The 22112-nt window shown below is 62.4% G+C and carries 23 protein-coding genes; 14 read left to right on the top strand and 9 right to left on the bottom strand.

Annotated elements, in window-relative coordinates:
- The first annotated feature begins 1 nt into the window (after window position 1).
- Window positions 2–1006: an FAD:protein FMN transferase gene (locus tag JI748_RS03090; protein WP_201634975.1), complete on the top strand. Its 1005-nt coding sequence runs from the start codon at window positions 2–4 to the stop codon at window positions 1004–1006.
- Here JI748_RS03090 and JI748_RS03095 read toward each other — a convergent pair.
- From JI748_RS03095 to JI748_RS03110, 5 genes are all read right to left on the bottom strand, one after another.
- Window positions 996–2474, bottom strand: coding sequence for an MFS transporter (locus JI748_RS03095; RefSeq protein ID WP_201634977.1), 1479 nt, complete (start codon window positions 2472–2474; stop codon window positions 996–998). The genes JI748_RS03090 and JI748_RS03095 overlap by 11 nt on opposite strands.
- A 91-nt stretch (window positions 2475–2565) precedes the next feature.
- Window positions 2566–3477 carry a glycine betaine ABC transporter substrate-binding protein OsmF gene (osmF, locus tag JI748_RS03100; protein WP_201634979.1) on the bottom strand — a complete coding sequence of 304 codons (912 nt, stop codon included), beginning with the start codon at window positions 3475–3477 and terminating at the stop codon, window positions 2566–2568.
- A gap of 506 nt (window positions 3478–3983) precedes the next feature.
- Entirely contained in the window at window positions 3984–4109 is a 126-nt protein-coding gene (locus JI748_RS17365) for a hypothetical protein (protein WP_407644959.1), read from the bottom strand.
- Window positions 4110–4170: 61 nt separating this feature from the next.
- Window positions 4171–5847, bottom strand: coding sequence for a carboxylesterase/lipase family protein (locus JI748_RS03105; protein ID WP_201634981.1), 1677 nt, complete (start codon window positions 5845–5847; stop codon window positions 4171–4173).
- A gap of 177 nt (window positions 5848–6024) precedes the next feature.
- Window positions 6025–6828 carry an IclR family transcriptional regulator gene (locus tag JI748_RS03110; protein WP_201634983.1) on the bottom strand — a complete coding sequence of 268 codons (804 nt, stop codon included), beginning with the start codon at window positions 6826–6828 and terminating at the stop codon, window positions 6025–6027.
- Window positions 6829–6979: 151 nt separating this feature from the next.
- Between JI748_RS03110 and JI748_RS03115 the strand changes: the two genes are divergently transcribed.
- Genes JI748_RS03115 through JI748_RS03130 form a run of 4 tightly spaced genes read left to right on the top strand, consistent with a single transcriptional unit; the run spans window position 6980 to window position 10477 of the window.
- Window positions 6980–7987, top strand: coding sequence for a TRAP transporter substrate-binding protein (locus tag JI748_RS03115; RefSeq protein WP_201634985.1), 1008 nt, complete (start codon window positions 6980–6982; stop codon window positions 7985–7987).
- Window positions 7988–8001: 14 nt separating this feature from the next.
- Window positions 8002–8709: a DUF4286 family protein gene (locus JI748_RS03120; protein WP_201634987.1), complete on the top strand. Its 708-nt coding sequence runs from the start codon at window positions 8002–8004 to the stop codon at window positions 8707–8709.
- Window positions 8706–9203, top strand: a complete 498-nt coding sequence (locus tag JI748_RS03125; RefSeq protein WP_201634989.1) for a TRAP transporter small permease — start codon at window positions 8706–8708, stop codon at window positions 9201–9203. The genes JI748_RS03120 and JI748_RS03125 overlap by 4 nt, the downstream gene beginning before the upstream one ends.
- The gene (locus JI748_RS03130; protein WP_201634991.1) at window positions 9200–10477 is read left to right on the top strand and encodes a TRAP transporter large permease subunit; all 1278 of its coding nucleotides are present in this window, start codon (window positions 9200–9202) and stop codon (window positions 10475–10477) included. The genes JI748_RS03125 and JI748_RS03130 overlap by 4 nt, the downstream gene beginning before the upstream one ends.
- Before the next feature lie 44 nt (window positions 10478–10521).
- On the opposite strand, the gene JI748_RS03135 is transcribed toward JI748_RS03130, so the two are convergent.
- Together JI748_RS03135 and JI748_RS03140 are read right to left on the bottom strand one after the other, a co-directional pair.
- Window positions 10522–12393 carry a bifunctional sugar phosphate isomerase/epimerase/4-hydroxyphenylpyruvate dioxygenase family protein gene (locus JI748_RS03135; protein WP_201634993.1) on the bottom strand — a complete coding sequence of 624 codons (1872 nt, stop codon included), beginning with the start codon at window positions 12391–12393 and terminating at the stop codon, window positions 10522–10524.
- 88 nt (window positions 12394–12481) lie between these two features.
- Window positions 12482–13153 carry a TetR/AcrR family transcriptional regulator gene (locus tag JI748_RS03140; protein WP_233280598.1) on the bottom strand — a complete coding sequence of 224 codons (672 nt, stop codon included), beginning with the start codon at window positions 13151–13153 and terminating at the stop codon, window positions 12482–12484.
- 198 nt (window positions 13154–13351) lie between these two features.
- Between JI748_RS03140 and JI748_RS03145 the strand changes: the two genes are divergently transcribed.
- The gene (locus tag JI748_RS03145) at window positions 13352–14221 is read left to right on the top strand and encodes a shikimate dehydrogenase (RefSeq protein WP_201636983.1); all 870 of its coding nucleotides are present in this window, start codon (window positions 13352–13354) and stop codon (window positions 14219–14221) included.
- On the opposite strand, the gene JI748_RS03150 is transcribed toward JI748_RS03145, so the two are convergent.
- On the bottom strand, window positions 14218–14898 hold the full coding sequence (locus JI748_RS03150) for a GntR family transcriptional regulator (RefSeq protein WP_201634997.1): 681 nt from the start codon (window positions 14896–14898) through the stop codon (window positions 14218–14220). The two genes, JI748_RS03145 and JI748_RS03150, sit on opposite strands and share 4 nt — an antisense overlap.
- A gap of 230 nt (window positions 14899–15128) precedes the next feature.
- Between JI748_RS03150 and dctP the strand changes: the two genes are divergently transcribed.
- From dctP to JI748_RS03170, 4 genes are all read left to right on the top strand, one after another.
- Window positions 15129–16115: a TRAP transporter substrate-binding protein DctP gene (gene dctP, locus JI748_RS03155; protein ID WP_201634999.1), complete on the top strand. Its 987-nt coding sequence runs from the start codon at window positions 15129–15131 to the stop codon at window positions 16113–16115.
- A 63-nt stretch (window positions 16116–16178) separates the two neighbouring features.
- Entirely contained in the window at window positions 16179–16697 is a 519-nt protein-coding gene (locus JI748_RS03160) for a TRAP transporter small permease (RefSeq protein ID WP_201635001.1), read from the top strand.
- Window positions 16694–17995, top strand: a complete 1302-nt coding sequence (locus tag JI748_RS03165) for a TRAP transporter large permease (protein WP_201635003.1) — start codon at window positions 16694–16696, stop codon at window positions 17993–17995. The genes JI748_RS03160 and JI748_RS03165 overlap by 4 nt, the downstream gene beginning before the upstream one ends.
- A 10-nt stretch (window positions 17996–18005) precedes the next feature.
- Entirely contained in the window at window positions 18006–18446 is a 441-nt protein-coding gene (locus JI748_RS03170; protein ID WP_201635005.1) for a type II 3-dehydroquinate dehydratase, read from the top strand.
- Between the two features lie 27 nt (window positions 18447–18473).
- Here the strand turns inward: JI748_RS03170 and pcaQ are convergent, their stop codons facing one another.
- Entirely contained in the window at window positions 18474–19403 is a 930-nt protein-coding gene (gene pcaQ / locus JI748_RS03175) for a pca operon transcription factor PcaQ (RefSeq protein WP_325166890.1), read from the bottom strand.
- A gap of 94 nt (window positions 19404–19497) precedes the next feature.
- Between pcaQ and pcaD the strand changes: the two genes are divergently transcribed.
- The 4 genes from pcaD to pcaG are packed head-to-tail and all read left to right on the top strand — an operon-like array spanning window position 19498 to window position 22019.
- On the top strand, window positions 19498–20289 hold the full coding sequence (gene pcaD, locus JI748_RS03180; RefSeq protein WP_201635007.1) for a 3-oxoadipate enol-lactonase: 792 nt from the start codon (window positions 19498–19500) through the stop codon (window positions 20287–20289).
- Window positions 20282–20668 (top strand): 4-carboxymuconolactone decarboxylase, encoded by a 387-nt coding sequence (pcaC, locus tag JI748_RS03185; protein WP_201635009.1) that lies wholly within the window; start codon window positions 20282–20284, stop codon window positions 20666–20668. The genes pcaD and pcaC overlap by 8 nt, the downstream gene beginning before the upstream one ends.
- Window positions 20665–21411 (top strand): protocatechuate 3,4-dioxygenase subunit beta, encoded by a 747-nt coding sequence (gene pcaH / locus JI748_RS03190; RefSeq protein ID WP_201635011.1) that lies wholly within the window; start codon window positions 20665–20667, stop codon window positions 21409–21411. Before pcaC ends, pcaH begins: the two co-directional genes overlap by 4 nt.
- Entirely contained in the window at window positions 21411–22019 is a 609-nt protein-coding gene (pcaG, locus tag JI748_RS03195) for a protocatechuate 3,4-dioxygenase subunit alpha (protein WP_201635013.1), read from the top strand. Before pcaH ends, pcaG begins: the two co-directional genes overlap by 1 nt.
- The last annotated feature ends 93 nt before the right edge of the window (window positions 22020–22112 follow it).

Genomic DNA, 22112 nt, shown 5'->3' on the forward strand with positions numbered 1-22112 from the left:
GATGACCAAGGCTCCTCCATCCTTGTCCCGCCGCCGCGTCCTGCGCATCCTTGCCGCGTCGGCCGCTTTGCCGATCGGCGTCGCAGGCTACCGCATTTTCGGTCCGCAACCGGTGCTGCATCAATGGCAGGGGGAAGCCTTGGGCGCCGAGGCGTCCATGCAGCTCTGGCATGCTAATGCCGGCCATGCTCAGCGCACGTTTGCGCGCATGGCATCTGAAATCGGGAGGCTTGAACGCGTCTTCAGCCTCCATCGGCCCGACAGCGAGATCTCACAGCTGAACCGCGATGGCGTTCTGCCGAAGGCGAGCCGCGACATGCTTGCCGTTCTGGGGTCCGCCCAGGCATTCGCCGAGGTGAGCAAGGGCGCGTTCGACCCCAGCGTGCAGCCGCTCTGGACGCTAAACGAGCGCTACTTTGCGCAAGCGCCGGCCAATGCGGCCGGGCCACCTGCGCGGCTCACCGAAGCGGCGCGGCAGCTGGTGGACTATCGCAAGATCGATCTTTCGAACAATGGCGCGCGTTTCGCTTCGCCCGGGATGGCCGTGACGCTCAATGGCATCGCGCAGGGTTATATCACGGACGTTGTAGGTGATCTCCTTCGCAACGAGGGCTTCGACCATGTGGTGCTGGAATTGGGAGAAACCCGCGTCCTTGGCAGCCATCCAGATGGGCGGCCCTGGCGCGTCGGGCTCAAGGACGAGACTGGTGCCGTGATCCGGACGCTCGACCTCGTCAATGAGTCCTCGGCCACTTCGGGCGGCTACGGCACGGTCTTCGATGCAAGTGGCCAGCACCACCATATCTTTGATCCGCGCACAGGCATGAGCTCGCACCTGTTGCACGAGGTCGTGGTCACGGCACCACGGGCGACCGATGCCGATGCCTTGGCTACCGCGATTTTCGTGGCCGGCGAAGAGGAGGCAGGGGCGATACTCGCCACGGTGCCTGGAGCCCGCGCGTTGCTTTTGCGCAAGGATCGGACGAGCATCAGTCTTACGGCGTAGCGTCAGCCTCGGATTTTGCACCTGATCGTGGAACGGCGGGAGGCCGCCGTTCCAGCAGCAGCCAGCTGAGGATGCTCCCGAGCAGGGCAAGCGCGGAGGTTGCAAAACAGACTGCCGCGAAGGAACGATCGGTGGCTGCAACACGCATGGCTTCGAGAGCGCCGGAGGTTGCGTCTTCCGGCACGACACCGAAGCCGGTCGCATCCGATCCGCCGAGAGTGAAGACGAAAACGGCGAGCCCGCCCATGGACGCAATGGCGATGAGGCCAGCGACGCGGGCGACGGCGTTGTTGATGGCCGATGCCGTTCCAGTTTCGCCTTCCGACACTGCGCCCATGACGGCGGTAGAGATGGGTCCCGCCACCCCGCTCATGCCGATGCCGAAAAGGGTCAAGATTGGCACAACGGCGAACCACACCTGATGAAGCGGCGCGGTCAGGCCAAGAGCGACGATGGCCAAAGTGACCAGGAAGCCGCCCGCCGCAATAACCGGCCCGGGGCCAAGCCGGTCGGTGAGCTTGCCGGCGAGCGGGGAAAGAATGGTGAGGACGATGCCGAAGGGAAGCATGGATAATGCGACCTCCGCCGGCGAAACGAACCAGCCTGCGATCATCACCATGGGCAGGTAGAACAGCACGGCTGACAAAGCGAAATAGATAAGGAATGTCACGGCTTGTGCGCCGGAAAAGCGTGGGTCGGCGAACAAGGCGAGCGGCAGCATCGGTGCGCTTGCCCGCTGTTCCCACCAAAGGAAGAGCAAGAGGACGACGAGGCCAGCGCCAAGATAGGCCCAGAACCAGCCGGAGCTGTCGATAAAGGCCCAGGACAGCAGAAACAGCATGGGCGTTGCAAGGAGCGCACCAACAATGTCGAGCGGCTTGCGCTCCTTTTTGGTGGAGCTGGGCGTTCCGAAAAGCAGTGCCAGGGCGATGGCGCCCAAAGGCAAGTTGATGGCAAAGACCCAGCGCCAGCTGTTGTCGCCGAACCAGGTCAGCAGCGCGCCGCCAAGCACCGGCCCAAGCAAAGTGGTGAGTGAAGAGGCAGCCGCCCAGGTGCCTATGGCGCCGCCGCGTTCCTCCTTGGGGTAGGCCTCGGCAATGATGGCAAGGCTGCCCGGCACCATGAAGGCAGCGCCCAGGCCCTGGACGGCACGAGCAGCGATCAGCATCGCCGGACTGGCCGCGAAAGCGGAGGCCATCGAGGCGATAACGAACAGCACAATGCCCGCGGCAAAGACGTTGCGGAGACCGAAGCGGTCGCCTGCGGCCCCGCCAAGCAGGAGCAGCGATGACAGCGTTAGCAGATAGGCGTTGGATACCCACTGCACGTCGGCAAGGCTGGCGTCCAGGGTTGCGCGAATTGCGGCGGTTACGATGGAAATGACGGAACCATCGATGAAGCCCATCGACGACGCGGTTATGGCGGCAAAAAGGATGCGGCGGCGCTGGGCTGGCGAGTAGGTGCTCATCGATCCTGCCTATATTGGCCGTATACGTGTTCCAAGAACGGCCCGGTGGTGCCGGAAGGCGGGGCGGCTGGTGGGCGCCGCCCCGGCAGAGTTAGTCGAGGAAGCCGTTGGTCTGCAGCCAATCGATGGCAACAGCCTGTGCGGGTTCGCCATTGACCTGGATACGGCCGTTTAGCTCCTGTAGGGTGGCGAGGTCGAGCTTGGCAAAAACCGGCTCCAGCAGGTCCTTGATCTGCGGATATTGCTCGAGCACTTCGCCGCGCACGATCGGAGAGGGTTCGTAGACGGGCTGCACACCCTTGTCGTCTTCAAGCACGACGAGTTCCGAGGCAGCGATGGCGCCATCGGTGCCATAGACCATGGCCGCGTTGACGCCATCGGTCTGCTGCGCCGCCGCGGCGATCGTGGCCGCAGTGTCGCCGCCGGCCAGAGTGACCAGTTGGTCGGGGGAGAGGGTGAAGCCGTAGACTTCCTGGAACTTGGGGAGCGCTGCGGCCGAGCTCACGAACTCGGACGATGCGGCAAGCTTCACGGCGCCGCCATCGGCGACATACTTGCCGAAGTCGGAAAAGGTCACAAGGCCATTTGGCTCCGCCAGGTCCTGACGCAGAGCCACAGCCCAGGTGTTGTTGGCGGGCGCGGGCTTGAGCCAGACGATGTTGTTGGCTTCAAGATCGAGCTTGGCCACTTCTTCATAGGCCTTTGCCGCGTCGTTCCAAAGCGGGTCCTCGGCCTTGTTGAAGAGGAAGGCACCGTTTCCGGTATATTCGGGGTAAATATCGATCTGCCCGGAAACGATCGCTTCGCGCACGATCGGGCTGGCGCCGAGCTGGATTTTTTCTGTGACGGGAACATCGTTGGCCTGCAACACCTGCGAGATGATGTTGCCCAAAAGGCCGCCTTCGGTGTCGATCTTGGACGATACCACCACCTGAGCGCTGGCGAGGCTGGTGGTTAGCGCGAGGGCAAGTGTTGCCGTGGCAAGTTTGGTCAATAAGCGCACTTTGATCTCCTTTGATCAGGCCGAGACGGCCCAGTGTAACGGATTTCTTGCAAAGCGTCATAGGGCCGGTCGATCTCTTGGCCAACCGTTGTGAAACGTCGTCACAAGCTCTGGAGGGAGGGTCTTGAATGCGCTGCGTCCTTCTGGGCTCCAAAGAGTTGGTGTTTAAGGCGGATGTCCTTGATGGGGTCCGAGCTCTGGAGTGCTTGAACGGGGAGCTTCAGCCATACGGAGGCGCCTTCGATCTCCTCGTCACCTGGCGGAAGCACGACTGCAAGTTCACGGTCTTCGCAAGTGCAATGGGCAACGTGGGAGCCGCCGAGCTCTTCCACTAGGTCAACTGTTGCCAGCAGACCTTGGCCACGGTGGAAAGGCTGATGTTTTCAGGACGAATGCCGATGGTGAGCGCCGTGCCCTCCGGCAGCGCGGAATGGCTAATGCTGCGACCGCGGCATTGCCGTCCAGCGTCACCGCACCGCCCGCTTGGACCATGGCCGGGAGGAGGTTCATGGCAGGGGCCCCATCAAGCCGGCGACAAAGGTCGAGGCCGGATTGCGATAAAGTTCGGACCGCGACCCGATCTGCTCGAAGCGGCCGCCGTTCATGACGATCAACGGGTCGGCCAGGCTCATGAATCGCCCTCGCATTGAGCAACAGCACGATGGGGCCGGCGGGAACCGGCCCCGGTGTGCGTTAGTCGCGGGGGCCGACGCCTTCTATGCGGCTCGGGGCGGGGACGGCGGGGGCGGCTGGGATGGGGTTGGCGGCGAGCCAGTCGATGCCTTCAGGGTTGACCGACACCAGTTCGGCGCTGTCGGCAAATTCCATCATCATCTGGTTTTCGGCCGACCATGGCTCCCAGGCCACTGCTTCCGTTGCCGGGTTTCCGGTGCTGGCGAAGGCGATCAGGCTGTCCATCATGTCGTTGGACAAGGCGCGGTCGTCGTCGCTCCAGTTGCGGCCGTTGTGGAACTTGTTGAAGGCCTCCAGCGTGCCGAACCAGAACGGAATGTCGGCCGTGTGGTATGCGCCCACAGTGGCCTCGTCGATATCGGCATAGTCGAAGTCGCCAAAGGTGTGCTTGCGGCTGAACATGCTGATGAAAGCGGGAGACTCGTTGACCTCGCTCTGGATCGCCGCGCAGCCCACTGCATTCTTGGCGTGGCGATTGGCGAGGGCGATCGCCGTCGTCTGGTCGGCAACCTCGTCGTCGCTGGCGACGGGGAAGGTTGCCAGGAACGCCTCGGCGTTCTCGCCATAGAGTTCGCTCGCCAGCGCCTCGTATTCTGCGACCGTCTTGGCCGCCGAGAATGGCGTGCTGGCTTCGTCGCGGTTGAAATGGGCGATGATCGGCACATCGTTCATTTCGCCCGCCTGCTGGATTTCGGCCTGGCTCTTTGGCATGAAATAGCCATCGATGACCCCGCTGGTCCGGATGCCGGAGCGGCTGACGCCGAGCTGGGTTTCGTTCTGGATGGCAAGGATCTTGTCGGCCGGAACGTAGCGCATGGCTTCGAGGCTATCGACGCCGAGTGCCGCCTGCACTTCGAGGCCGGTCTTTTCTCCGTCTTCGAGCGAGGTGCCAGCGATGTCCCAGGTGCAGCCCGAAGACATGACGGCGCCGCTGAACAGGCCTGCCGATAGCGGGCTATAGATCTGCTCGGTCACGGCGCGCGCGCCTGCCGATTGCCCCATGATCACGACGCGCTCCGGATCGCCGCCGAACTGCTCGATGTTCTCGTTGATCCATTTGAGCGCAGCGTTCTGGTCAAGATAGGCGTAATTGCCGGAATGACCATCCTGCTCGGCGCTCAGTTCCGGATGCGCCATGAAGCCCAGAATGCCGACGCGATAGTTGAAATTGACGAAGATGGCGTCTTTCTTGGCGATTTCCTGGCCGGCATAGGTATCGATGCCGCTCGATCCGACTGTGCCGCCGCCGCCATAGATAAACACCACGACCGGCAGCTTGGAGGTTGCGGTGGCGTCTTCCGGCGCCCAGACATTCATGTAGAGGCAGTTTTCCGAGGTCGGCTCTTCGGCAAAATAGTGGTTGATGTTGTGCGGACGCAGGTCCTGGATGCATTCAGGCCCGAGCCTGTCCGCGTTCCAGGTGCCGTCCCAGGAAATGGGCTGCGGTGGTTGCCAGCGCAGGTCCTGTGTCGGTGGTTTGGCGAAGGGAATGCCCAGCCAGGCTTTGACGCCGGGCTCGAGGACCTGACCGGCCACGAGGCCTGAATTGGTTTTGATCGGCTCGATGGGGTTGACCACCTGCGCCTGGGCGCTGCTGACGGCCAGCGTTGTCGCCATGGCCAGGGCCAGCCGGCTAATGGCCGGCGTTCTCAAAATCTTAGCACCTTGAAAAGTCACAGAATATCTCCTCGTTCTGTGGTCCTTATTGTGTGGCCTCAGGCTGTTACGTCCGCAATGAGGCGCCTCCCTGCCACCCGATAATGCTGAACTAACTATTTCGTACATTCAAGGGCAAAATGCGGGTGTCCGCGGCTTGACACGCGCAGGAGGCTGATCGATGCCGCGCAAAGCCGGCTATCCCCGGTTCCCCCAGGTGCCGCCCTGATGGGCTTCCAGCAGCGGAGAAGCGCTGCCGATCAGGGCCAATTCGTTGCAGGTGCCGATCAGCGCGCCGCTGCACTGCTGCATTTTTTCGTCGGTAAATCGCAGCGAAGGGCCCGCGATCACAATTGCCGCGGTAGGCGCATCGCCGCGTCGCTGCACCGGCACGGCCATGGAACTCATGCCCGGCGCATAGACATCGCGGATCAGTGCATAGCCACGGCGGCGATGCTCGGCCAGAAATTCCAGAAGCCTGGCGATCGTCGTGGGGGCATTGGGTCCGAAATCGCGGGGGTTTCCCAAGCCCTGCCGGCTGGCGACCTGAACGGCCATCTCGTCCGAAAGCGTCATCAGCAGCGCGTGTCCGGCAGCGCTGCACGACAGCTTGAGATCGATGCCCATGTCTGGATCGTAAAGCAGGCCGGAATTGGCCCCCTGCGCCTTTGCCACAAGGGTCAGCCGCTCGCCATCGACGATCGCGAGACGCACCAGTTCGCCGGAAACGGCCGCCAGCCGCTGCAGCCCCGGTTGGGCGATGTCGATGATGCCCGATTTGCTGAACCATCCGACCCCCATGGCCGGCAGCTTTGTGGTCAGGCGATATTCGCCGCGCTGGGTCTGCCGCACAAAGCCATAGGCCACCAGTTCCATCAGCGTCCTGTGGCAGCCGCTGCGCGATTGGTTGAGGCGCGTCGCGATATCGACCAGCAACGACCCCTCCGGATGCTCGGCCAGAAATTCCAGAATACCCAAGGTTTTGTCGATCGCGCCGCTCATGACACCTCCTGCTGGGAAGCATAAAGCACACGCAAGTCCGACAAGTCATTCAAAAACTGAAAGGCGTCACAAATTGTTTGACCCGTGGTATTGCGTCGCTATGGTCCCCCCATCAGCAGGCGATAACGCCGCGATCACGGGAGGATATGAAATGAAATCCATTACGCGGCGCGTCGCATGCGCCTTGATGTTCGGCGCGGCCCTGGCAGCATCGGCGACCACGATGACCGCTGCCCAGGAGCGCGAGCTGAAATTCGCCATGAGCCTGGCGCAGGATCATCCGCTGGGTCTCGCCGGTCAGCATTTCGCCGATCTCGTTGCCGAGAAAAGCAATGGTGCGCTCAAGGTTTCGCTCTATCCCAACGCTGTCCTGGGCAGTGATCAGCAGAACCTGAGCGCCGTGCGCGGCGGCACCCTCGATTTCACCATCATGGCCACGGGCCTGCTTGCCGGCATCGACCCGCGCTTCCAGGTCTTCGACCTTCCCTTCATGTTCGCCAATTCCGAGGAAGCCTATCTGCTCAGCGATGGTGGAGTCGGCACCGACCTGATGGCAGGGCTGGCCGATGACGGCATCCATGGCCTCGGTATCTGGGACCTGGGCTTCCGCAACATGACCAACAATCGTCGCCCGATCGCCGCGCTCGAAGATTTCCAGGGCCTGAAACTGCGGGTCATCGCCTCGCCGATCTACATCGATCTGTTCACCCAGCTGGGTGCCAACCCCGTGCCGATGACCTTTGGTGAAGTTTATGGCGCTCTCGAAGCCGGCGCCATCGATGGGCAGGACAATCCGCTCGCGGTGATCCAGTCGGCCAAGTTCGAGGAAGTGCAGGACTACCTTTCGCTCACGCGACACATCTATACCGGCATGCCCTTCCTGATGAGCGGCGAAACCTGGGACGAGCTGTCACCCGAGGAGCAGGCGGTGATCACCGAGGCCGCGGAAGAAGCAAAATTGTTCGGCCGCGACCAGGTTCAGGCCCAGGAAGCCTCCGCCATCGAGCAGCTTGGCCAGGAAATGGAAGTCAACGAGTTGACGCCCGAGGAAGTCACGCGCCTCCGCGAAGCGGTAAGGCCCGTGGTCGACAAGTTCGCCGCCGATGTCGGCGCCGAGGTGATGGCGGCCGCGAGCGCCGAGCTTGAAGCCATCCGGTAGGCAGCGGAGCGAACATGACACTTCTGGGGGATGCTGCCGTCGCCATGTGGTGGAATGTCGATGAGCAGAACCGCGTCGAATTCCACGAATGGCATTCCAAAGAACATCTTCCCGAACGACTTGGCATCCCCGGCTTTCGCCGGGGGTCCCGCTGGAAATCGGCCGAAGAGGGCGCCTATTTCGTGCTCTATGAGCTCGAAAGCTACGACACGCTGACCTCGCCGCCCTATCTCTCCCGGCTCAATGATCCCACCCCATGGTCCACCAAGATGATGCCGCTGCATCGTGGCATGGTGCGCAGCCAATGCCGCATTCTCGAGACCAGCGGCTATGGTCTCGCGACCTTCATGCACACCGTTCGGCTTTCGCCGCTTCCGGGCCGGGAAGGGGAGTTGAGGGCGTTTCTTTCAGCCCTCGTCAAGCGCGCGCCTCACTTGCCGGGGCTGACCTCGGCACATCTGCTGCGCACCGAAACGCCGGCCACCAAGCCGACGCGTGAACAGGAAATCCGTGGCGGTGACGCCGCAGCCGATTGGATCCTGCTTGTTTCCGGCCACACGTCCGATCCCTGGTCTTCGCTGCTGGATGGTGCAGGCATGGAAAATGCCCTCGATCGCGCCGGGGCCGGGAACGTCGCGCTCGGCGAATTCAGCCTCATGCACGCAGTCACCGCCAATGATGTCGAAACCGTCGGCCGACGGGCAGCAGGAGGCGCGCGATGAAGGTGTTTCTCGATCATTACTGCCGCTTGCTCAAGGCCATGGCCGTCGTGCTGCTGGCCCTCATGGTGGTGCTTGTCTTCAGCAATGTGGTGCTTCGCTATGCCTTCAATTCCGGCATCACCGTTGCCGAGGAGCTGTCGCGCTGGATGTTCATGTGGATGACCTTCCTTGGCAGCATCTACGCCCTGCGGGAACATCAGCACCTGGGCACCGACACCCTGATCTCGCGGCTCAGCCCGCGCGGGCGGCAGCTCTGCCTGCTTGTGGCCAATCTCTTCATGCTCTGGGTCTGCTGGCTGATCTTTTCCGGCTCGCTCGCGCAGACGCGGCTCAACTGGAATGTTTCGGCGCCGTCCAGCGGTTTTTCCCTCGCCTGGTTCTATTCGGCAGGGATCGTCTTCAGCGTATCGGCCGTCGTCATCCTGATCGAGCAGATCATCTCGCTGCTGCGCGGCAACATCCCCGTTTCCGCAACTGCGGAGGAGCAGGCATGACCCTTCTGCTGTTTGTCGGATCGCTTCTGTCCACCATGGCGATCGGGGTTCCCGTCGCCTTCGCGCTGCTGGTTTCCGGCGCCGTGCTGATGTGGCAGCTGGACATGTTCAACGCCCAGATCATCGCCGAAAACGTCATCCACGGCGCGGACAGTTATCCGCTGCTGGCAGTGCCGTTCTTTCTCCTTGCCGGCGAGATCATGAACAAGGGCGGCCTGTCGCGCCGCCTGATCAATCTGGCGCTGGCCTTGATCGGGCATGTGCATGGTGGGCTGGGTTATGTGACGATCCTTGCAGCCGTCCTTTTGGCTGCGCTCTCGGGTTCCGCCGTCGCCGATGCGGCCATGCTGGCGGCCCTGCTGTTTCCGTTGATGACGGCGGCGGGACATGATCCGGCACGCTCTGCGGGCTTGATCGCGGCGTCCAGCCTTGTTGCGCCGATCATCCCGCCCAGCATCGGCTTCATCGTTTTTGGCGTCGCCGCCAACGTGTCGATTTCCAGGCTGTTCATGGCCGGCATTGCGCCGGGGATCATGCTGGCTCTAGCGGTAACCCTGACCTGGTGGTGGCTGTCCGGGCGCGACAATGTCGCTCCGCAGCCGCGGCGCTCCTTGGCCGAGGTTCTGGCCGCCCTGCGCGAGTCCGCCTTTGCCCTGATGATGCCGGTGATCATCATCGCCGGCCTCAAGATGGGCGTCTTTACCCCCACCGAAGCCGGTGTCGTCGCCGCCGTCTATGCACTGGTGGTTAGTCTCGTTGTTTATCGCGAACTGTCCTGGCAGGTGCTTTACGACTCCTTTGCCGGTGCGGCGCGCACCAGCGCGGTGGTCATGCTTCTTGTCGCCGCGGCTGCGGTGAGTGCCTGGCTCATCACCGTTGCCAACATACCCCAGCAGGTCGTCAGCCTGCTTGACCCCTTGATCGGCAATCCGATGCTGCTGATGGCGGCCATGATGCTGCTGGTGATCATTGTCGGCACGGCGCTCGATCTCACACCGACCATTCTGATCCTCGTGCCCGTGCTGATGCCGCTGGTCAAAGCCGCCGGCATCGATCCGGTCTACTTCGGCATCATGTTCATGATTAATTGCGCCATCGGTCTGATCACCCCGCCGGTGGGCGTCGTCCTCAACACCGTTGCTGGCGTCGGCCGGGTCAGCATGGACCGCGTCATGGCCGGCGTGTGGCCCTTCATGCTGGTCCAGTTCGCCTTCATGTTCCTGCTGGTCCTGTTCCCGGACCTGGTCACCGTCCCGGCGCAGTGGTTCCGGTAAACCGCATTATTCTGGTGAGGGTGCTCCGCGTGAAAACACGGAAACTATAGCCCTCGCACCAGTGCCTGCTTCTGTGCCGCGATGCGGAACGGTGCATTGGGCGCGCCATAGCCACTATAGCCACCCCGGCGTTCGACGATTTCGAAAAAGAACCCTTCGCCGAAACCCTGGCTGTAGAACTGGAAAAACTCGCCGCCCGTCTCGTCGCGATCATAAAAGATGCTGCCGGCCTTCAGCTGATCGAGGAAATCGGCGTCGAGGCCGAAGCGGGCTTCGATGTCGTCGTAATAGGTGTCGCTGACCTTGAGCACGTCGAGCTGCATGGCTTTTGATGCGGCAAAGATGTCGCCCGTGGCAAAAGCCAGGTGCTGGATGCTGGAGCCGAACGTTTTGTTGACGAAGTGACCCGCAAGGGTGCGGCCGTTTTCAGCCCCATTGAGGGTAAGCCGGAGATTGCCGCCCCGGTCTTCGATGACCTGGCTGCGAACAAGGCCGGAGGGATCGGGGACATCGACCAGGGCGCTTTTCTGCGTCGCAAAGATCGATCGGTAGAACAGGACCCAGGTCAGCATCTCATCGTAGTTCATGGTCTGCGCCACGTGGTCGACACTCGTCAGCCCGGCGCCTTGGACGGCGATTGCCGGATCGATGTTGAACTCCGCCTCCCAGACCCGACCCAGTTCCGGGCTGTCGTCGAGAAGATAGATCACCCCGCCGCCAACGCCGCGGATCGCCGGGATCTGCAGTTCTCCGTCCCCCACCGGCTGGGTGAAGGGCGACGCCCCAAGGGCCGTGGCCCGCTCTACGGTGGCAACGGCGTCCCCCACCTTGAGGCCGATGGCATAGGCCGAGGTGCCGTGCGCGACATAGCTCGAATAGGCGAGGCCGTCGTTTTCGATATTGATGACGATATTGATCTGCCCCTGCCGGTAAAGCGATACGGCCTTGGAGCGATGCTTACCGATAAGGGCGAAACCCATGGCGGTCAGCATGCCGGCAAGCCGGGCGGCCTCGGTCTCGTCGGCGGCGAACTCCACGAATTCGACCCGTTCGACCTCGATTCGCTCCGGCATTTCGGGAACCGTGATGGCAAGATCGGGTTCGAGGCGCCGCACCTGGTCCATGAGATAAACCAGCGACCGGCGCCCATCGACGGAAATGGCGCGCGGCGAACCGCCCCGGAACTGGTCATTGAAGATCTCGAGCGATAGCGGCCCGGCATAACCGGTTGCCGCGACGGCGCGCATGAAATCGACCACCGGCAGATCGCCTTCGCCGGGCATGTTGCGGAAATGGCGGCTCCAATAGAGCAGGTCCATGTCGATCAGCGGCGCATCGGCAAGCTGGACGATAAAGATCTTGTCTCCCGGAATGGCGCGGATCGAACCCGGATCGAGTTTGCGCGACAGGGTATGGAAACTGTCGAGGATAATGCCAACGCTGCGGTGATCGGCCCGGCGCACGATTTCCCAGGCGTCGCGATGGTCGTTGACATGACGCCCCCAGGCCAGCGCTTCAAAGCCTACGCGGACGCCCGACTGCGCGGCAAGTTCGCCCAGTTCCCGGAAGTCTGCCGCGGCCCGGTCGATGCCGCCCAGCGCCGCGGGCGAAACGTTGGAGCACACCAGCATCAGGTCGGTGCCCAGCTCGTTCATCAAGGCGAACTTGCGCTTGGCGCGCTCGAAGGCGCGGCTGCGCAGGGGCTCGGGCAAGCCCTCGAAATCGCGGAAGGGCTGGAACAGGGTGATGGCGAGCCCGAGATCGGCGGCCATCTGCCGGACGTCCCGGGCACTGGCGCCAAAGGTCAGGAAGTCGTTCTCGAAAATCTCAACCCCGTCAAAACCCGCCGCGGCGATCGCGGTGAGCTTTTCGCTGAGGTCGCCGCTGATCGAAACCGTGGCGATCGAGGTCTTCATCCAGAACATCCTTATGATAACGAACTAGTTCGTACATTATGCGAACGAGCGCATTGAATGGTCAAGCGAGACGTTGTCGAGAATGGAGTTAGCTCTGCGGCAGCTTCTCGCTGCGCACCACATGGCGAAGCACCATGTCGACAGCCTGGCGGCGTAACGAGTCTTGCGCCTCCGCGGTCCCCAGATCGCGACCAAAGAGCTTGGTGAAGCTTGCGCGATTGGACACGTTGAAAAAGCACAGCGCGCTGATCTGCCAGTGCAGCTCTAATGGGTCGAGCCCCGGTCGGAACGTCCCCTCGTCGACGCCGCGTTCATAAAGCGCTTCGATGGTCTTGATGGCGGTGCCGTTGAGCTGCCGGATCACCTTGGAGCGCTCGATGTAATCGGCATGGTGGATGTTTTCGATCATCACCATGCGGATGAAATCCTCATGCTTGTGATGGTGGTCGAAGGTGAATTCCACCAGCTGCTTCAACGCGTCGAGGGGTGGAAGCCCATCGACGTCGAGCTTGCTTTCGCCTTCGCGCACCAGTCGATAGGCATTTTCGAGCACGGCGAGGTAAAGCCCCTCCTTGTCGTTGAAATAGTAGTAGATCATGCGCTTCGAGGCGCGGGTGCGGGCGGCGATCTCGTCGATTCGCGCACCGGACAATCCATTGAGCGCGAATTCTTCGGTTGCGACCTCGATGATGTTCTGCCGCGTGCCCTCCGGGTCCTGCGTGCGCACATTACCCTCGGATTTACCTGCCTGAGACGCCACGCACCGCTCCTTCTCCTTCGCCCGGAGATTGACTAAACTAACCAGTTCGTACATTTATCCGCTGTTGCGGCCGTTTCATTAATGACGGGCAGGTGGCAATGACAAGATGTGAGCGTCATAAAGCGCTTCGCTACGGGGGATGAGATCATCGTGGACGCAAGCAGGCTTGAGCGCGCGCATCGGCATCTGACCGGCCGGATCGAAGCCCGTCGCTTCGGCGCTGCCGCCACCCGCCAGGTTATCGTCGGGCTGGTCGGTCGCGGCATCCAGGCCTCGCGCACCCCGCGCATGCACGAGCTCGAGGGACAGCGGATCGGCTTCCCCTATGCATATGAACTCATCGATTTCGATGCCCTCGGGCTCGACGACAGCGACTTGCCGGACATCTTGAAACTGGCGCAGGCGCTCGGCTTTGCCGGGCTCAACGTCACTTATCCATTCAAGCAGGCCATCATCCCGCTGCTCGACCATCTGTCGCCCGAGGCGGATGGGATCGGCGCCGTCAACACGGTGGTCCTGGGGCAGGGGCAGCGCGTCGGTCACAATACCGATGCCTGGGGCTTTGCCGAAAGTTTCCGCGAAGGACTGCCGGGCGTTGATCTCAGGCACGTGGCGCAATTCGGCGCCGGCGGGGCAGGGGCCGCGGTCAGCCATGCCCTGCTCATGCTGGGTGTCGAACGCCTCACCATCTGCGACACCGAGGCGGCTCGTGCGCAAACGCTGGCGCAAAGGTTGGCCCAGCGCTTCGGCGACATTGTGTCCTTTGAAACGGACTCTTCACGTGCGCTGGCCGGTGTCGCCGGCATCGTCAACACAACGCCCGTGGGGATGGATAAATTCCCCGGCCTCCCCTTTGACGCTCGATTGCTGCAACCCGACCTTTGGGTGGCAGAAGTCATCTACTTCCCGCCCGAAACCGCCTTGCTGCAGCAGGCGCGGGCCCTGGGATGCCCTGCGCTGGCCGGCACGGGCATGGCGGTCTATCAGGCCGTCAAGGCCTTCGAACTCTTTACCGGCATCGCGCCGGACCGCTCGGCGATGACGTCCCATTTCCACGCCGCGGCCTAAAGCACGCGTCGCGGCTCGATGCGGCCGGACGCCAGCACATGCTCGATGCCCTTGTTGATGTGGGTGGCAAGGAGGCGCTGCCCCTCGGACACGTCGCGCGCCAGAGCGGCCTGCAGCAGCGCCAGATGGTCGTCGGCGACGGGCCTGCCGCGGAAGCTGCCGGCCAGCATGTGATAGCGCACGAAGCGATCGAACAGCGAGGAATGCACGTTCATTAAGGCCGGCGAACCGCAGGCCGAGATCAGCGATTCGTGGAAATCGCGGTCGTAGCGGATCCATTCAAGCGTGCGGTTGCTGTCGCCCACCAGCAGCCGCTTTTCGATGGCGGCGAGCTTATGATGCGCCGAGACGATGCGGCCTTCCCATTCGAGGTCACCCGCCGCAAAGGACAGCGCCAGCGCGTGATTTTCGAGCAGCAGCCGCAGGGCGCCCAGATCGCGCAGGTCCTCGGCCGTCGCCGGCGCGACTTCGAATCCCCGTTGCGGCTCGGCAATGACGAATGCCTCGCTGGACAGCCGCGTCAGGATTTCGCGCAGGGTGCCGACGCCCACGGAATATTGCTGTTTCAGCCGCTCAAGAGTTAGCTTGTCGCCTGGACGGAGCACGCCTTGGACGATGTCGTCGCGCACGCGCCGGAACGCCGCTTCACCAACGGTCTCACCATAAACATCGGTCATCTACGTCCTCGTTGACTCAGACGATATCGAGATCATCGGATAAAAGCTATATTGACATGCAAGGATGGCGGCAGCACTCTTGCATCAGCTTCGGGCCCGCGTAATCATGCGTTGACATGTACGAACTGTTTCGTACAAAGTTGCGAAGCGCGTGGGCAACAAGACCCGCGGACTTTGGGAGTGCTCGCGACGCGGGCGAAGAGGGGCTGTGGCCCCATGAGGAGGATACCATGACTTTCCGTTTTGGCCGCCGGGCAGCTTTGCTTGGCACCGTTGCCCTGATGGTGGCCGGCATCGTGCCGGGCTTTGCCCAGGACAAGCCCGTGCTGCGTTTTTCGGCCGTGTTCTCCGAGCAGGACATCCGCGCCGAGATGATGGATCTGTTCGCCAGCCAGATCAGCGACGACTTCACGCTTGAGCCTTATTACGGCGGCAACCTGTTCAAGCAGGGCACCGAACTTGTGGCGCTGCAGCGCGGCAATCTGGAAATGGGCAATATCGCTCCGCAGGACATTTCCAACCAGATCCCAGAATGGTCTCTCTTGACCTCGGGCTACCTGTTCCGTGATGCCGCGCACCTGCGTGCGTTCTTCGACAGCGAACTGGGTGCTCAGTACAAGCAGATGGCCGAAGATCAGCTCGGCGTCCGTATCTTGGGGCCGACCTATTTCGGCATCCGTCAGGTCGGTCTGCGCGGCGACAAGGAAATCAACACGCCCGCCGATATGGCCGGCGTCAAGCTGCGCATGCCGGGTGGCGATGCCTGGCAGTTCCTGGGCACGGCGCTCGGCGCCAATCCGACACCCATGGCTTATGCCGAGGTTTATACCGGCCTTCAGACCGGCGCCATTGACGGCCAGGACAATCCGCTGCCCAACGTCGAGAACATGAAGTTCTACGAAGTCATGGACCAGATCGTCCTGACCTCGCATCTGGTCGGCTATGATCTACTAGTCGTCTCTAAGACGGCGTGGGACGCCATGACGCCCGAACAGCAGACCGAAGTCCAGGCCGCGGCCGACGCTGCCATCGACTTCAGCCAGCAGGCCCATGTCGATCGCGAAGAAGAGCTGCTTGCCCAGTTCGAAAGCGCTGGCCTTAAGGTCTATGAGCCAGATGTCGAGGCTTTCCGCGCCAATGCGCAGCAGATGTATCTAGAATCCGATCTTGCCGCCTCCTGGCCCGAAGGCATTCTCGAACAGATCGGCGCCCTCTAGGCTGATCCGACGCCGGCGCACCATGCGACGGTGCGCCGGGTTCTCGATGCCGGAGATATCCTCATGTTCGCTCGCCTGACCGACGTCGGTGCCTGGCTGCACCGTCGCGCTGAAAACATCCTTGCCGCCATGCTGGCGCTGATGTTTGCCGTCTTCATCCTGCAGATCGTTTTCCGTTACCTGCTCAATTTCCCCATCGGCTGGACGCATGAAATCAGCGTCGTCTTATGGGTGTGGCTGGTCCTGTTCGGAACGGCGTTTGTCGTGCGCGACTATGAGGAAATCCGATTTGACCTCCTTTATGGCACGGCCGGTCCCCGGCTCTATCGAGCCATGGCAGTGGTGACGGCGATCATCGTCATCGCGCTCTTTGCCATCTCGCTGCCGGCGGTGATCGACTACGTCCTCTTCATGAAGGTCGAGAAAACCGCCTATCTCAAGATCCGCTTCGACTACCTTTATATCATCTATCCTGTGTTCGCCGTGGCAGTGATCATCCGCCAGTTCTGGATCGGCTGTCGCGCCATTTGGGGCAAGACCGACAGGAATGCGGACCCCACTACAGTAACGTCGGGCGTATGATGCTTTCACTCCCATTCTCGCTGGCCCTGGGCATCATCATTGTCCTCGCTGTCTTCGGTCTGCCCATGGGGCTGGCCATGATTTCCGGCTCCATCATCTACCTGCTGATGCGCGGGCAGGACATGGGCATCGTCGCCGAGCAGCTGCTCAACGGCATGTATTCCAACTACATCATGCTGGCCGTGCCGCTCTTTATCCTTGCGGCCGAAATCATGAATTCGGGTTCGCTGTCCGAGCGCCTGCTCAAGTGGTGCGATGCGCTGGTCGGCCGGTTCCGCGGCGGTCTCGCGCAGGTCAATGTACTGCAATCGATCGTCTTTGCCGGCATGTCCGGCTCCGCCGTGGCCGATGCCGCCGGCTCGGGCAAGATGATGCAATACATGATGACCAAGGACGGCAAATATACGCCGAGCTATGCCGCCGCCCTCACAGCGGTGACCGCGGTCATCGGTCCGATCATCCCGCCGTCCATCCCCATGGTGCTCTATGCCCTGATCTCGGACGCTTCCATTGGCTATCTGTTTCTCGCCGGCATCGTGCCTGGCCTGCTGATGGCCGGCGTCATGATGGTGCAGATCGCCGTCACCGCCCGCATGAAGAATTTCCCGGTGGAGCCACCCACGCCGCTGCGCAAAATCCCGCGCATGACTTGGGAAGCGCTGCCCGTGCTGCTGATGCCGGCCGTCCTGATGTTCGGCATCTATGGCGGCATCACCACGCCCACCGAGGCCGCCGCAATCGCCGCGCTTTATGCCCTTGTCGTCTCCGTCGTCATCTATCGCAGTGTCAGTGCGCGTGAATTCTACGCGTCCCTCCTGACCAGCGCCAAGACCACCGCCTCGATCGGCATGCTGATCGCCGGCGCGCTGGTGCTCAACTATGTGGTGACGATCGAAAACATTCCGCGCAGCCTCAGCGTTCTTCTGGTTGCCTGGGATCTCGACCCGCTGACCTTCCTGATCGCGGCCAATATCCTGTTGCTGATCCTGGGCTGTCTTCTTGAAGGCACGACGATCCTGCTCGTCATCGTGCCGATCCTGATCCCCACGGCGCAGGCGCTCGGCATCGACATGGTCCATTTCGGCGTCGTTGTCGTTGTCAACATCATGCTGGGATTGATCACGCCGCCTTTCGGTCTCCTGCTCTTCATCATGACGCGGATATCGGGTTCCAACATGCGCGAACTGGTACGCGACGTGTTTCCCTTCCTCCTGGCGTTGCTCGCGGCATTGATGCTCTTCACCTTTGTGCCCGAAACCGTGCTCTGGCTGCCGCGCACCTTTGGCTATGGGGGCTGAGGACAGCGAAATGAAACCCATCTACGTGCTCAACGGTCCCAACCTCAACCGGTTGGGAAAGCGCGAACCCCAAATCTACGGCACGACGACATTGGCCGAGGTCGAGGCACTTTGCCGGTCTGCCGCAGGCGATCATGCCGTGGTGTTTCACCAGACCAACAGCGAAGAGCAGCTGATCAACTGGGTGCATGAGGCTATCGACGACGGCGCCGGGATCATCATCAATCCCGCAGCCTTCACCTTCACCTCGCTCGCACTGCTTGATTCCCTCAAGATGTTCGAAGGCCCGGTGATCGAGTTCCACATCTCCAATATCCATAAGCGCGAGCCGATCTATCATCGCTCCTATGTGTCGATGCGCGCCGATGTGGTCATGGCCGGTCTTGGCGCCAAAGGCTACGCGACGGCCGTGCGGGCGCTGCTGGACCTTGTGGAGCAGCGGCAGGCCTGATCCCCTGCTTTCCGTGGCCATGAACTGTTATTGACGAGCCTGGCTTTGCACTGCCACCTGCCGCACCGCCTGCATGAAGGTGGTGGTGGCAAGGCTTGGCGTGGTGTCAGTGCGGGTGGTGAGCCCCACCGGGCCCAGGGTTTGGCTGGTATCGACCGGCAGCAGCACGAGGCGTCCCGCGGCGACCTCGTTGCTGACCACGCCTTCGGAAATGATCCAGATCGCGTCGGTCTGGCGGATATAGGCGTGGCCAAAGGCATTGGACACGGTTTCGATCTCGTCGCGCAGGTCTGAAACGCCACTGGCAAAGAAGATGCGCTGCACCACCGGATAAATGACGGAATCGGGTGTCGGCACCAGCAGCTGGTAGGCCTCGATCATGGGCAGGTTGAACCCGGTCCGGGCAAGGATCGGGTGGCCCGGGCGCACCGCCAGGACGATGCGCTCCGAATAAAGGTGTTCAAACGAAAGTCCCAGCATGGCCTCCGGTTCGGCCATGCGTCCAAGGACGATGTCGACATCGCCGGTTCGCAGCAGCGACAGCAGATAGCCGTTGGGCCCAGTGATAATGCGGGTGGTAGCGCCGGTTGCCTCGGCGGTGAAGTCGCGCACCGCTTCGGGCAGGATGCGGGCCGACACGGTGGGCAGGGCGCCGACGCGCACGATGGCGGTTTCCTTGGCTCCGCGCGCCGCATCGATCCCCTGGCGCAGGGCGGCAAGACTGGTCGAGGCATAGCGGAAAAACGTCTCGCCGAACGGGGTCAGCGCCAGCCGGCGCCGGGAGCGGTCGAACAGCTGGTTGCCAAGCAGCAGCTCAAGCTCCTGCACCGTCTTGGTCGCGGCGGGCTGGCTGATGCTCAGCGCCGCCGCCGCACCCGCCATGGAGCGCAGGCGGGCGACTTCCAGGAAACAGGCGATGTGACGGAGACGGATGCGGGGATCGATGATGCGGGTCATGGAAACGTGGTGCCTTGGCCTATAACTTCACGGTTATGATCGTCCTTGGACATATCATTTTACAGTTACCCTGCCAGCACCCTAAAATCCGGGCATGAATTTTGCGCGGATCAATGGCAATGTGCTGCATTATCGCCTGAGCGGCCCTAACGGCGCGCCGGCTTTGGTGTTTGTCAACTCGCTTGGCACCGATGCGCGGATCTGGAATGGGGTGGTCGACCATTTCAATAACCGTTATCGATGCCTTAGCTATGACAAGCGCGGTCATGGCCTTAGCGATGCGCCAGGGGGCGAATATGCCCTCGACGATCATCTCGACGATCTTGCCGGCCTGCTCGACCATGCGGGCATCGAGCGCATGGTGCTGGTCGGGGTCTCCGTCGGGGGCCTGATCGCCCAGGGTTTTGCCCTGCGCGCGCCCGAACGGGTGGCGGGGCTCGTGCTGTGCTGCACCGCGCCACGGATGGGCGATGCGGCGCTCTGGAGCGCCCGGATCGAAACGGCGCGGCGCGAGGGGCTCGAGCCTATGGCTGATGGCATCATGGAGCGCTGGTTCAGCCCCGCCTTCCGGCAGGAGCAGCCCGACGCGCTGACGGGCTGGCGCAATCTGTTCCTGCGCACCGATCCCGAGGGCTATGCCGCCACCTGCGCCACCTTGCGCGATGCCGATCTCTCCAGGGCGATCGCCGGCATCGAGGCGCCGACCCTGGTGGTTGCCGGAAGCGAGGACAGGGCGGCGCCGCTCGATCTGGTGCGTAATTGCCTGGCAATTGCCGGCGCGCGTCTCGAGGTGCTCGAGGGTGTGGGTCATATTCCATCCATCGAGCAGCCGGAGGGATTGGCCCGGTTGATCGATGGCTTTATCGAAAGGGTCGCCTATGGCTGAGACTTTGTTTGAAACCGGGATGGCGACGCGCCGCTCGGTGCTGGGTGACGCCCATGTCGATGCCGCCACCGCGCGCAAAACCGCGTTCGATGAGGATTTCCAGACCTTTATCACCCAGGGCGCCTGGGGCTCGGTCTGGTCGCGGCCGGGCTTGAGCAAGCGCGAGCGCTCCATGCTGACCCTGGCGCTGCTCGCCGCCCTGGGTCACGAGGAAGAGTTTGCCATGCATGTGCGCGCCACCGCCAATACCGGGGCCAGCGCCGAGGACATCAAGGAATTGCTGCTGCATGTGGCGGTTTATGCCGGGGTGCCGGCGGCCAATGGCGCGTTTCGGATCGCCAAGCAAGAACTGGCCAGGCGCGAGGAGGCTGGGCAATGAGCGGCATCATTCTTCCCGGCGCCGATGGGCAGCTTTTCCAGCGCGATCGCGCCTGGCATCCGGCCGCCGATACGCCGGGCTATAAATCGACCACCTTTCGCGCCCCCAGGCACAGCCTTCTGGCGCTGGGGCCGACGAGGTCCGAAATGAGCGGGCCCACCTTCGGGCACGAAACCTTTGGCCCGCTCGATAACGACCTGATCCGCAACTACAGCCAGGACGGCACCGACGCCATCGGGCAGCGCATGGTGGTTTATGGGCAGGTGCTGGACGAAAACGCACGGCCGGTGCCCGATACGCTGGTGGAATACTGGCAGGCCAATGCCGGTGGCCGCTATCGTCATAAAAAGGAAGGCTATCTGGCCGCGCTTGATCCGAACTTTGGTGGTTTCGGGCGTTCGCTGACCGACGAAAACGGGTTCTATTCGTTCCGCACCGTCAAGCCCGGCGCCTATCCCTGGCCCAATGGCGGCAATGACTGGCGGCCGGCCCATATCCATTTTTCCGTGTTCGGCCATGCCTTTGCGCAGCGGCTGATCACCCAGATGTATTTCGAGGGCGACCCGATGATCTGGCAATGCCCGATCGTCGCGACCATCCCCGACAAGGCCGCCATCGACCAGCTGACGGCGCGGCTCGATCGCCACAATACGGCGCCGATGGATGCGCTGACCTATCGCTTCGATATCGTGCTGCGTGGACGGCGCTCGACCATGTTCGAAAACAAGCTGGAGGGGAACTGATGCTGCACCCGACCCCGACTCTCAAGGAGACACCGTCGCAGACGGCGGGCCCATACGTCCATATCGGCATGACGCCGAATTTTTGCGAAATCACCGGCGTCTGCGATGTCGATCTGGGGCTGAACATGCTGGCCAACGATACGGCGGGCGAGCGGATCACGCTGACCGGTCGCGTGATCGACGGCGCCGGATCGCCGGTGGGCGATGCCGTTATCGAAATCTGGCAGGCCCAGGCGGATGGGACCTTCGCCGGGCCTAGAACGGGCGAGCAGGGACATGGCTTTACCGGCTGGGGTCGCCAGCCGACGCAGCCGGACGGCACCTACCGTTTCGAAACTGTCAAGCCGGGGCCGGTCGAGGGGCCCGATGGCCGCAAACAGGCGCCCCATGTGTCGCTCTGGATTGTGGCGCGCGGCATCAATATCGGCCTCCAGACCCGGCTCTACTTCGCCGACGAGGCGGAAGCCAACGCCACCGATTTCGTCCTCAACAAGATCATGGATCCGCGCCGACGCGAGACCCTGATCGCCCGCAAGGAAGAAGGCGGACGCTATGTGATGGACATCGTCCTGCAGGGCGAAGGCGAAACGGTGTTTTTCGATATCTAGCGCCGGTGTTCTGAACTGCAATGTTGCCTCCGGCACCGATGTCATCCCCGCGCAGGCGGGGATCCATCCTGAGATCTCAAGATGGGCCCCGGC

It is taken from the genome of Devosia rhizoryzae (genome assembly GCF_016698665.1).
Taxonomy (GTDB): Bacteria; Pseudomonadota; Alphaproteobacteria; order Rhizobiales; family Devosiaceae; genus Devosia; species Devosia rhizoryzae.